The organism is Paenibacillus endophyticus, assembly GCF_014192395.1.
GTDB lineage: Bacteria > Bacillota > Bacilli > Paenibacillales > Paenibacillaceae > Pristimantibacillus > Pristimantibacillus endophyticus.
This window is the reverse complement of the sequence record NZ_JACHXW010000003.1, coordinates 239,054-252,180: the sequence shown is the minus strand read 5'-3', so window position 1 is coordinate 252,180 and position 13,127 is coordinate 239,054. Positions and strand designations below refer to the sequence as shown.

The 13,127-nt window shown below is 50.2% G+C and carries 5 protein-coding genes; 3 read left to right on the top strand and 2 right to left on the bottom strand.

The genetic code is table 11. From position 1 onward, the window contains the following. Positions 1–91 precede the first annotated feature (91 nt). Both FHS16_RS06635 and FHS16_RS06630 read left to right on the top strand, forming a co-directional pair. Positions 92–4,474, top strand: coding sequence for a beta-L-arabinofuranosidase domain-containing protein (locus FHS16_RS06635; protein WP_183560166.1), 4,383 nt, complete (start codon positions 92–94; stop codon positions 4,472–4,474). 77 nt (positions 4,475–4,551) lie between these two features. Continuing rightward, positions 4,552–9,045 (top strand): PA14 domain-containing protein, encoded by a 4,494-nt coding sequence (locus tag FHS16_RS06630; RefSeq protein ID WP_183560164.1) that lies wholly within the window; start codon positions 4,552–4,554, stop codon positions 9,043–9,045. Positions 9,046–9,128: 83 nt separating this feature from the next. Here FHS16_RS06630 and FHS16_RS06625 read toward each other — a convergent pair whose 3' ends face one another. Both FHS16_RS06625 and FHS16_RS06620 read right to left on the bottom strand, forming a co-directional pair. Beyond that, on the bottom strand, positions 9,129–9,794 hold the full coding sequence (locus FHS16_RS06625; RefSeq protein ID WP_183560162.1) for a cupin domain-containing protein: 666 nt from the start codon (positions 9,792–9,794) through the stop codon (positions 9,129–9,131). Between the two features lie 157 nt (positions 9,795–9,951). Then, entirely contained in the window at positions 9,952–11,250 is a 1,299-nt protein-coding gene (locus FHS16_RS06620) for an alpha-glucosidase/alpha-galactosidase (protein WP_183560160.1), read from the bottom strand. 148 nt (positions 11,251–11,398) lie between these two features. Between FHS16_RS06620 and FHS16_RS06615 the strand changes: the two genes are divergently transcribed. Then, entirely contained in the window at positions 11,399–12,271 is an 873-nt protein-coding gene (locus FHS16_RS06615) for an AraC family transcriptional regulator (protein ID WP_183560158.1), read from the top strand. The last annotated feature ends 856 nt before the right edge of the window (positions 12,272–13,127 follow it).

The following is a 13,127-nucleotide window of genomic DNA, read 5'->3' as shown; positions in this document are numbered from 1 at the left end:
TAGAGACTAATGCAGGAAAGAAAAGAGCAGGCAAGGCACGAAACGCAAGTCTGCAAGACCGCAAGACCATAGATTGAGGGAGTGAAGCAGGATGAGGTTCAGCGCAAAGCTGAAGACATGGATGGCAATACCGCTCATTTTTTCCATGTACGCAAGCCTGTTTATGCCGGCCATGCATGTGGAGGCTTCAAATGAGCCAGAACCGGGATTTTTCGAGGATCATTTCAATCGTTCGGTCATTAATGAGAATTGGCAAGTGGTTGACGGGGCATGGTCCGTGCAGAACGGTATGATGACTGCCGACAGCGGCTCAGGCTCGAAAGCGTTAATTAAGGAGAATGAATTACAGGATGGCAGCATGGAGGGAGACATTAGCTTCCCGGATCGGAAAGGCGACGCAGGATTTCTTCTGCGGACGATAAGTGCAGCACCGGGTGCAGACAATGTGAAAGGTTATTATGCAGGCATATCCGCCCAAGGAACCGGCAGCGTCTTTCTGGGGCGGATGGATAATAAATGGACCGAGCTGAAGCGAGCCTCGATTCCCGTCAATCCCAATACGAGTTACGCCTTTAAGGTGAGCGCTATCGGCTCGCAAATTAAGTTCTATGTGAACGGAGAGCTTGTTCTGGAGCAAACGGACACAACCTATACGAAGGGGCAGGCAGGCGTAAGGCTGTATCAGTCCAAGCCCACCTACGACAATATTCGCATAGCCGACGATAAAGGAGCTGAACGTTTCGTGGATGCTTTTGATTCGGAGGTTGAATCGGTCGCCCTGCCGAACTGGCAGGCGCTCAAAGGCAATTGGAAGCTGCAATCCGGGGGTATTACGGTGAACGCAGGCCAGCGGCAAGCTCTATTCGTGAAGGATACGCTCTTTCATGATTTCACGGTAGAAACAGACATCTCGCTGCAAGACGCCGCAGGCTCGGCAGGACTCGTGTTCCGGAGCCAGCCTAATATCAAAGACGGGCAGGCAGACGGTTATTATGTTAGTTTGCGAGGAGATGGCAGCCTGGTGCTGAGCCGGCTTCACGAAGAATGGACCGAGCTTAAGACTGTCAAAGCATTGGATACCGTTAACCTTCAAACGTTTTATCAGCTAAAGGTCGTCACTTACGGCTCCGGCATCAAAATATTTTTGGACGATATGCATAATGCCGTTATGGAATACGAAGACGACAGCGAGCTGAAGTGGTCTTCGGGAGGAATCGGAGTGTGGGCGAATGATGCACAATCCGTGTTTGATAACTTTATCGCGACTGATTATGCTGTCCCAGCCGAATCGTTCAAGGAGCCGGTAGCGAATAAGGACCCGCTTGCACAAACGCCGTTTGTACCGCTGCCGTTAGGCTCGGTGAAGGCGGATGGATGGCTGCTCACCCAGCTTGAGCTCATGAAGGAAGGAGCAACCGGGTATGCGGAGGATTTATATGGCGAGCTAAACACGAATTCGGAATGGCTCGGGGGAACTGCGCCAGAATCGAATTGGGAACGTCCTGTTTATTATGTGAAAGGTTTGGTGGCCCTCGCCTATACGCTTGATGATCCGGAGCTAATCGCGAAGTCACAGAAGTGGGTAAGCTGGATTCTGGCGAGCCAGCGCGAGGACGGGTTCTTCGGCCCTGCCAGCGACAATGATTGGTGGCCGCGCATGGTAGCGCTTTACGTGCTCAAGGATTATTACGAAGCGACCGATGATGAGCGGGTGCTCTCATTCCTTACGAATTACTTCCATTATCAGCTGGATAACCTGGACGCGCGGCCGCTCAGAGATTGGGGCCAAGTCCGCAGTGGAGACAATCTGAATGTCGTACTATGGCTGTATAATCGAACTGGAGATCCGTTCCTGATTCAGCTGGCCAAGAAGCTGCGTACGCAAGGGACCGATACGACAGACGTTTTTACGAACAACAATTTCCTCACGCCAGCTAAGAGCAACCCCGACAACTTCTACACGCAGCATACAGTCAATGTCAATCAATCGATTAAAACCTCAGCCATTTATTCTCAAGTCTCGAATAATGAAGCGGATAAATTGGCTTTTCAGGCCGGGAATAAGCATCTCGACCAATTGCATAATCAAATTACCGGCATGAATTCGGGCACGGAGATGCTTGCGGGTCTGTCATCGACGCAGGGCGTGGAATTATGCGCCATCGTAGAGCGGATACATAGCAACGCTGTCGCTGCAATGATTACGGGTGACCCCCAAATCGGAGATGCACTCGAGAAAATTACGTTTAATTCGCTTCCAGGCTCCATGAGCAAGGATCTGAAGACGCACCAGTACTATTCGCTTCCGAATCAGGTGCAGAGCGGCGTGACGGATCATGGCTTCAAGCAAAATTACGACAACGGAACGGTGCAATCGCCGTATTCTGGATTTCCGTGCTGCCGCTTCAACATGCATATGGGCTGGCCTTATTTTGTTAAGGATATGTGGGCAGGCACGTCCGATGGAGGGCTTGGTGTTATCGCATACGGACCTAGCCGTGTCTCGGCTGTCATCAAAGGCGCGAACGTAACGGTGAAGGAGGCAACGAATTACCCGTTCGAGGATGAGATTGCATTCACGATCGAGGAGGCTTCCGAAAGCGTGGCATTCCCGCTCAAGCTCCGTATACCAGAGTGGACAAAGAACGCAATCATTACCGTTAATGGACAGCCGCAGCCTGCTGCGAAATCTGGAGAGTACTATACAATCGACCGGCAATGGAAAGAAGGCGATACCGTTTCATTGACGCTTCCAATGGAAATAAAAACCTCGACTTGGATTAACAATTCCATTGGAATTGAACGCGGTCCGCTTGTTTTTTCCCTCAAGATCGAAGAAAACTGGGTGGAAAAATCGAATCCAGCACCTCATATCAAAACATCTGGCTTTAAAGAGTACGCGATTGATGCCAAGTCGCCTTGGAATTACGGCTTGCTGATCGACCGTGACAACCCTGGAGCTTCTATCGAGGTTGTCACCTCCGAAATGCCGGAAAATCCTTTCCTGCAGGAGACGACGCCAATCAAGCTGATTGCCAAGGGCAAACGCATTCCGGCTTGGGGCAAAGCGCCTAACGGTGTCTCGGTAGCTGAGCCGCCTGTCGGTCCCGTCTACTCCGCAGAGCCGACAGAAGAAATTACGCTAGTTCCGTTCGGAGCGGAAAATTTGCGAGTGTCGTATTTCCCGGAAGCAACGGAGGATGCTGGCGCTATTCCGGCCAAATATGAGGCGGAGCAGGCAAAGCTGTTCAAAGCGACGGCTCGCACGAATAACGTGCACGCATCCGGGTCCAGCTATGTGGGAGGCATTGATTACGCCGACAGCTATGTCAGCTTCGATCAGGTTGAGGCTCCGGCTGCAGGGACTTATAAGATGTTCATTTGGTACGGCCAAAATACCGGCAATTACCAGCCGGCGACGGCCCAAATCATCGTTAATGGCGGTGAAGAGCAGTCCGTGAAGCTTGCAGGCACGATTAATTGGGGCAGATTCATGGCAACGAGCGTTAACGTAGAGCTGAAGGAAGGCACGAACACCATTACGTTCATGAGGGACACAGGACCAAGCTCCGGCTTCTATGAGCTTGATTACATTGCGTTGTCTTCAGTCAGCGATGAACAAGATGAGCCCGCAGCAGCTCCCAAGGCTGTATGGAGCGGGGCTGCAAGCTTGGAGAGCGGTGAACAAGCCACGTATACGCTAGCCGTTCAAGGCGTTACGGATAGCGTGTACCAAAACGTCTACGCGCAAGACGTGACGGTTACTTACGATCCGAGCAAGCTTAGCTTCTCAAGTGCCGTATCGCTGCGCGAGGGATTGGCAGTGCTTGAGCCGAAGGAGCTTGCGCCGGGGAAAATTCGCATTTTAGCCTTCGGAGAGGGAGTTGCTTTGACGCCGAATGAAGCATGGCTGAAGCTTTCCTTCCAAGCCGCAATGCTGGAAGAGGCAGCAGACACGCTTATCTCGGCAGTCGACATGAGTCTGGCTAACAGCGAGGGGCATGAGCTGCCGATTTCTGGAGCACAGCATTCCGTGCATATTCAAGCGGCACCGGCGGACAAAACCGCATTGAATGAAGCTATTTCGACCGCCCAAGCTGCCTATGACGAAGCGGTCACGGGCACGCAGACAGGGCAATACCCTGCGGCAGTCAAGCAGCAGCTGCAAGACGCGATTAACAAAGCGAAGCTGACTGCGGAAGACGCGCAAGCTACAAAGGCTCAAATCGCCGCAGCCATTCTGAAGCTATTCGAAACGCTTGAGCTCTTCCGCTCAGGCATCATTAAGCCGACTGACGGCGACATAAATCATGACAATAAACGCAGTATTGGCGACCTGGCTATCGTTGCTGCCGCTTACGGCAAGTCGAGCAGCGATCCGAATTGGGAGCAATACCGCAACGCAGATCTAAACCGCGACGGAATCGTAGATATCGAGGATTTGGCCATGCTTGCCGCGTGGATAACGGGCTAAACGGACCAAGGAGGAAGACGCATCACTTCCTCCACCTGATTTATTCTTTTCCATATGAATATTTGGAGGTTCTGCGCATGTTGAAACGAAGTAAAGCAATCAGTATGATCGTGGCGTTATCGATGTTGTTCACTTTATTATCTTCTGCCCTGTCTTTCACGCCCCGCGCTGCGGCGGCGGAGGAAGCGTCTGCTCCCGAGTATCACGGCTTGAAGGTTGAATATTGCCTTGCAGGAGGGCCCCCTGATTTCAGCTTCGGTACCTTTAAAGGAACGGGTTATGACCCGAATTTGGACATTTCCAATCTGGAGCCATCGATCAAAATGTACACCGGCCAAGAAAATCGGGTCGGTATTAGATGGACGGGATTTATTGAGCCTGCATACAACGAAAATTATACATTTTACATTACCGGAGATAATGGGTTCCGTTTGTGGATTGACAATAAGCTGACCATTGACCATTGGGCAGCCGATTGGGATAAAGAACAAACCTCGCTTCCGGTCGCTTTGACTGCCGGGCAGAAGTACAGCATCAAGCTTGAGCTGTTCGAGGACAACGGCGGATCGAACGTGCATATGCGCTGGTCGAGTCCAAGCGTTGCGAAGGAGCCCGTGCCGACGGAGGCGTTCTACCTGCCTGACGGCTTCGCGCCGGGAGGTACGGTGCTTGAGGACGGCTTGCATGCGGAGCTGCCTTTTCCGGAAGCATTGAAGCCGCTAACGCCTGAATTTTTGAACCATTTGCGGGTTAGCATCTCGACTGGCAACATCGCGATTGCATCAGCGGCACTGAAGGAAGGTGACGATAAAGTCATCGCGGTTACCTTCAAGGATCCGCTTTATTCGAAGGATGTCGGCAACGTTAAAGTAAGCTACGACGGACTCGGTGGACTGACGACGCAGGCTGGATCAGCGATTCCTGGCTTTGACAAACCGATGCTGAACGGCTCGAAATACCAGATCATGTCGCCTTGGGCGGATGACGTGGACAAAGAAAACGTGCTGCCTGAATACCCTCGGCCGCAGCTTGCACGCGACGAATGGATCAATTTGAACGGAGAGTGGGAGTTCGAGGCCGCGAAAAAAGGAGAAGCCATTCCTTCAGGCAAAACGCTGAAAGAGAAAATCCTCGTGCCGTTCGCAGCGGAAGCGAAGCTCTCGGGCATTAATCGGGTGGAAGACCTGATGTGGTACAAACGCAGCTTCACGATTCCAGACAATTGGGATGGCCAGCGCGTAAAGCTTCATTTTGGCGCGGTAGACTATTTGGCTACCGTATACGTGAATGGACAGCTTGCCGGCAGCCATAAAGGCGGCTTCACATCGTTCAGCTTCGATATTACCGATTATCTGGCGCCTGGCGATAATGAACTGATTGTTAACGTGCTGGATGAGACGGATATGGGGGCCGATCAAGCCGTTGGCAAGCAAACCGTCAAAAAGCTCGGCGGTATTTGGTACACATCCGTATCGGGGATCTGGCAGACCGTATGGCTGGAGCCGGTAGCTGAAGCGCATATCGACAAGCTGGATATGGCGACGGACATCCATGACGGCGTATTGAAATTAACGGCAGCGGGCAGCGGCATACAAGGTGAAACGGTCGAAGCTGTTGTTCTCACAAACGGTGAAGTTGTAGGCTCTGCAACGGGAGCCATCGGTTCGGAGATCAAAGTGGCTGTACCGAACGCTCGCCTGTGGTCGCCGGATGACCCGTTCCTCTATGACTTAAAGGTGTATGTGAAGGACGGCGGCCAGACGATCGACGAGGTAACGAGCTATTTTGGCATGCGGGAGATTAAACTCGGGAAAGTAGACGGGATAACGCGCCCCCTGCTGAACGGTGAGTTCGTCTTCCAAATGGGGCCGCTTGACCAAGGCTATTGGCCGGACGGTATCTATACGGCGCCTACTGACGAAGCGCTTAAGTTTGATATTGAAGCGGTGAAGCGCGTAGGAATGAACACGATCCGCAAGCATATTAAAGTGGAGCCGGCAAGGTGGTACTACTGGGCAGATAAGCTCGGCGTGCTCGTATGGCAGGATATGCCGAGTCTAGAAGATCGGCAAGGCAATAAAGGCGCAGATATTACGCAAGCTACCAAGACGCAATGGTTCAAAGAATACAAAGAAATGGTCGATCAGCTGCGCAGCGTAACGTCGATTATCATATGGACCGTGTTCAACGAAGGCTGGGGGCAATTTGACCAAGGCGGCCAGCAGACACGGGATGCGACAGCATACGTAAAGAGCCTCGATTCTACGCGGCTTGTTAACAGTACGAGCGGCTGGTGGGATGCTGGGGCAGGCGATTTGCTCGATGTGCATCGATACCCTGATCCAGGTGCTCCGAACCCTAGCGATACAAGAGCAGCGGTGCTCGGAGAATATGGCGGCTTAGGCTTGCATGTTCCGGGGCATGAATGGAGCCCGCTTGTATTCTCGTACCAATTAATGAACAGCAAGGAGCAGCTAACCTCTACGTATGTGAATTATGTGAACAGGCTGAAAGCAATGAAGGAAACGGGCTTAAGCGCAGCCATTTACACGCAAATTACAGATGTGGAGTACGAGATTAATGGGCTTCTATCTTATGACCGCAAGGTGGAGAAAATAGATTTCAACCGCATTGCGACCGCTCACCGCGAGCTGATTGGCACGGCTACCAAAGTGGATCTGCTGGCCGAGCTCGAGGTTTCGGAAACATTCCTTGGCAAAGCGAAGCCGGGAACAGGAGCTGGCGAATACAAGCAAGCTTCCATCGATGTTTTCGCTGCGTTAGTTGAAGCAGCTAAGGAAACGGTACAGGATGAGCAAGCGGGCCAAGCGGCAATTCAGCAAAGCCTAAAGGCTCTTCAAACGGGCCGTGCACAGTTTTTCACCGAAGTGAACGCCCCAATTCCTGCAGGCTCGGCAGTGGATGGGTTCGATGCCGCTGCGCTAGATTCCGCATGGAAGATTCTAAGAGCAGATAACACCAAATGGTCATTGACCAGCAAGCCTGGCTTCCTCAGCTTGGCTACATCAACCGGTGAAACGTTCCAAAATACGAATACGCTGCCGAACATTTTTCTACAAGATGCTCCAGCGGGAGACTTCACCATTACGACGAAGATCGATGCGGCTGTTCGGAAAAACTTCCAGCAGGCAGGGTTATTACTCTGGCAGAATGATGACAATTACGTTAAATTAGGCCATGTATGGGATACGGAGGGTGCAACCGGTAAAAGCATAGAGACCGCATATGAGAAAAATGCCGTCTACACTAAAGCGGCGAATATGGCGAAGCATCCTGGTTATGACACCTCGTATTTGCAGTTGAGAAAGATCGGGAACATCGTCTCTACATTTTACTGGGACGGGACTGCTTGGAAACCGGCTGCCGATCCGGTCACGGTCAGCTTAAGCAATTTGAAAATTGGTTTCTATGGCTTGTCCGCAGGGGATCAAACCTCTGTGCAGGCGAACTTCGATTATTTCTCAGCAGGTCCAGTAACGAATGCAGATAAAGCCGCGCTGCAAGCTGCCGTGGCTGCCGCTGAAGCTCTGCTTGCTTCTGCGGTTGTCGGTACGGACCCAGGACAATATCCGCAGTCGGCTAAGGATGCTTTTGCGGCAGCGGTGGCAGCAGCCAAAGCAACAGCGGCTAATCAGGGGGCTGCCCAAGCAGAAGTGGATGCAGCCATCGGTGCACTGGTGCAGGCACAGGCTATATTCACTGCGTCAGTCATACCGGTAACAGCTAACGCTGCTGCAACGATATCTGGTGTTTCGCAGGTAAGGGCTGGCCAAACCTTTGATCTTTTGATTGGCAATACAGGCATTACAGCTGAGAATGCTCAGACCTTGTATGCGCAAATGCTCACTGTCAGCTTTGATCCAGCGAAGGTTGCGTTTGTTGAAGCGGCGTCTTTACATGCGGGCTTTGGCGTCCTTGAACAAAAAACAATCGAGCCGGGTAAAGTGAGAATCATTGCAGCAGGCCAAGGGAATGGGCTTGCAGCCAACTCGCAATGGTTGAAGCTCAGCTTCCTGGCAGCAGCTTCAGGCGCGTCTGGTTCTGCGCAAATTACAGTAAGCGGTGTAGAAGCGGCAAATGGTGAAGGTGACGAGCTTATAATAGAAGGAGCGTCGCACGCGATTCAAATAAGCGCTCAGGTGGACCTGTCAGGCTTGAACCAAGCGATTGCGGCAGCTGAAACGATTTATGAAGGTGCACAGGTTGGTACACAGCCTGGACAATATCCGCATGTGGCTAAAGCAGCTTTGGGAGCAGCTATCTCGAAAGCAAAAGCGGTAGCGGTTAATCCGAATGCAACTGAACTTCAGGTAGCTGCGGCAATAACGGAGCTCGGAGCAGCCGTATCTGCCTTCCAAGCATCGGTATTATCTGGTGATATCAACAACGATCAGAAGATTACGATAGGCGATCTGGGCATCCTTGCGTCAGCCTATGGGAAAACAAACGCTGATCCAAACTGGCTGCAATTCAAGAAATCGGATCTTAATGCAGACGGTAAAATCGATATTGAAGACATTGCTATGCTAGCAAGGTGGATTTTGGGCTAACGTACGGTTTTTTTATCTAGAACGAAAAAGGTGACTGGCAGCGATACGCTGTCAGTCGCCTTTTTGTTTGCACGGCAGCAGCTCTAAAATTGCGGAGCGCGATGGTGATGGCCGTATTTTTGCTGCGGCATGACTTGGTTCGGATTGGCGGCTTGCTGCTGGACAAATCCTTGATTGGCAGACGGATTAGCTGCGGACGCGCCTTGAACGGGGTTATAGCTGCAATCGGTCGGAGGACCTAATACGACGGTGTTTTTGATCGGTGCAAGCGTCGTTTTGAGCGCAGCTTCATCGAGGCAATAAGTATAAGCAAATACGTTGGTTGGCGTTAAACGCAGGATGTCAGATCCATAAATGATATCTGGCACGTTGGCATCAAAAATAGCGAGAAGATGCGTGTTGTCCTGCGTAGCAATTTCATAATGCCACCAGCCCTGTGGAAGGTTGACCACTTGCCCAGGCGTGATAAGGTAGCGGACATACTGCTTCGTGAAGGGGTTCAAGAGGGAGATCTCTACCGCTCCCGAAATGCAATAAACCAGCTCGGAAGCATTCTGGTGGTAATGCGGCTCGATGACATTTCCTTTGCTAAGAAAAATATCGAGCAGGGATATGTTTTGCAGCGTATTTAATTGATTAACGGATAACAAATTGAGGTAGTTGTTAGCATCCTTTTTGAAGATCGGGTTGGTGTTGACATCGAAAGCAAATTGCGTCCCGGGTGACGTGTAGTCCATCTGCGTGCTCATTCGAATATAATGCCCCTTTTCATTAAGCTGATGAATCTTATGAGGTAGGGTATGTGTATGCCTAGAAGGGTGTGAATACTTTTGCTAAAAAAGAAGCCCCCCATGAGCCGGATTGGGCTTTTGGGGGGCTGTCTCGTTATTTATAGGCTCTGTCTCGTTATTTATAGGTTGGAAGCCAGCTGCCATGCGCCTCAATCAGATCATCACAAAGCGATACGATATCGTCCATGGAAAGCTCGGCAGAAGTATGCGGATCAAGCAAGGCTGCATGGTAAATGTGATCGCGCTTGCCAGTGATGGCAGCCTCGATGGTGAGCAGCTGCGTATTGATATTGGTGCGGTTCAATGCCGCCAGTTGCGGCGGAAGATCGCCTACATACGTAGGAGTTACTCCGTTTGCATCAACGAGGCAAGGCACCTCAACGCAGGCTTCCTTAGGCAGGTTAGTAATCAATCCGGTGTTCATGACGTTGCCGCCGATTTGGAATGGATTGTTGGTCTCAATGGCCTCTAAGATGTAGGAAGCGTATTCATGACTGCGGCAGTGCTCGAGATTGCTGTCATTGACAAGCGATTCACGCATCGTTTTCCAGCCTTCGATTTGGTTCACGCAGCGGCGCGGATATTCATCGAGCGGTATATTGAAGCGCTCAATGAGTTCGGGATAATTGCGCTTAATGAAGTAGGGATGGTATTCAGCGTTGTGCTCGGATGATTCCGTAATGTAATAGCCGAATTTCAGCATCAGCTCATAACGGACCATATCATGATGCTTCTCCTTTTGCTTTTCGGCTGCGCGGCGTTTAATTTCTGGATATAGATCAACGCCGTCCTTGCTTGCTTCAAGCAGCCATGCCATATGATTGATGCCTGCGATTTTGTATTTGACGCCAGTCGAATCCATATCCAAATGCTCGAACAAATGCGGCAAGCATACTTGTACGCTATGGCAGAGACCGACTGTCTTTACGCCGCCGTACGTATTCATCACATTGGTTAGCACGGCCATCGGATTCGTATAGTTCAAAAATAAAGCATCCGGACACACTTCATTGATGTCGCGGGCGAAATCGAGCATAACCGGAATGGTGCGCAGGTTGCGGAAAAGGCCGCCAATGCCTACCGTGTCCGCTATCGTTTGGCGCAGACCGTACTTCTTCGGTATTTCAAAATCTGTAATCGTACATGGATCATAGCCGCCTACCTGGATGGCATTAACGACGTATTTGGCGCCGCGAAGAGCTTCTTTACGGTCTGAATACGCTTTAATTTGGCAGGTGCTGCTGCTCGTTTTTTTGAGATTAAGCAGGATTTGCTCCGATTCATTCAGTCGTTGTGCATCGATATCGAATAAAGCGATCTCAAAGCCTTGCAGCGCAGGTGTCTGCATGACATCGCCTAGAATATTTTTGGCAAAGACGGTGCTGCCTGCTCCGATGAAAGTGATTTTGGACATTAGACATTAGCCTCCCATTAATTGATTGCTGTCTCCTTTAGTATAAAGAGGACTTTGGGAAATGAATATGGAAGGAAAGAAGGTTTATATGGAGAAATGTCGCATTATTTAGTATGATGGGCGGAGATGATTTCAAAGGGGTGCTGTAATGGAATCGCATCATACATACTCGATTAATCTGAACAGATCTCCGTTTAAAGGTGAAATGTCAGTCTTATTTGCTGGCAAGGGGCAGCCGGTTGCCGGTCATTTTATCGGTCCGGCCGTTCATGATTATTTCTTGATCCATGTTGTCTTAGATGGCGAAGGTGTATTCGAGACGCTTGGGAAAGCGTATACATGCAAGGCGGGGGATGCATTCGTCATTTTCCCGGACATATTGGTTAAATATCAGTCTAGCATGACCAATCCATGGAGCTATGCTTGGGTCGGCTTCTCGGGCGATATCGTGGAAACGTCGCTCAGCTCAATCGGCATTACGCCTGACTATGCGGTAATACGAGAATTTTCCTTATCTGCTGCGCAGAAGATGCTTAGAACGATTCGTAAAAGTATGGATAAAAAGAATTCTCCTGCGCTTGGCAATATGGAAGCGTCAGGCTGGCTAAGGCTGCTGCTGCACGAGCTAGGGAGTAAACATATCGGCGATGCGGAACAGTCTGCCATTCCCGATTCCCATTCCTTCCGCCAAATTGACCAGGCGATCCGCCTGATGTCGCTGCAGTATGGACAGCAGCTGTCGATCGAAGGGATTGCCCGCACGCTCGGCTACCATCGCGCCCATTTGACGCGGCTGTTCAAAGAGGCGACGGGCTTGTCTCCGATGCAATATTTGCTAAAAGTACGCATGAAGAAAGCCGAGGAGCTGCTCGGGAGTGAGCTGACCGTCGCCCAAATCGCAACATCTGTCGGCTACAATGATCCGTTGTTTTTTACGAAGCAATTCCGCAAATGGAGCGGGCAATCACCCTCGAGCTACCGTAAGTCGATAGTGGGGGGAGTAACCAATCATACAACGTAGAAACCAACCAATCACAAAACTAAGAACGAATAAACCAACCAATCACAAAACTAAGAACGAATAAACCAACCAACCAATTAACAATTAAGAATGAAGAAACCAAACATTCGAGCAAGTAAGAATGAAGAAACCAAACATTCGAGCAAGTAAGAAACAAACTAATTTGTTTGGAGTACATTGCACTTTATGCAATAGAAACCTCACATGAGGGTCAATCTTACGGGCTACGTTGCAGTGAGTGCAGCAGAATTACTTTTTTTAGTGAGTAATAGGCTGCTATACAGCCAAACTGTTGCAGAAACTGCAACGTAGCGAAAAAATGGTTAGTTTAACGACGATTAAAGTGTATAAAGTGCAACGTAGATCAGGTAATGGTTGGAGAAAATACGAGGAAACAGAGTGATAGAGAAGAAGAGCAGAAGAGCAGAAGAGTAGAAGAGTAGAAGAGTAGAAGAGTAGAAGAGTAGAAGAGTAGAAGAGTAGAAGAGTAGAAGAGTAGAAGTTCAACAGAGCAACAGAGCATCTCGTTAGAGTACGTTGCACTTTATGCAACAGAAACCTCACATGAAGGTCAATCCTAGAAGCTACGTTGCAGAAAGTGCAGCAGAATCACTCTCTTTCGAGAGTAAAAGGCTGCAAGACAGGCAAACTGTTGCAGAAACTGCAACGTAGCAAAAGATTGGTTGCTTAAACGACGATTAGAGTGTATAAAGTGCAACGTAGATCAAGGTGATGGTGGAGAAAATACGAGTAACAGAGCAACAGAGCAACAGAGCAACAGAGCAACAGAGCAACAGAGCAACAGAGCAACAGAGCAACAGAGCAACAGAGCAACAGAGCAACAGAGCAACAGAGC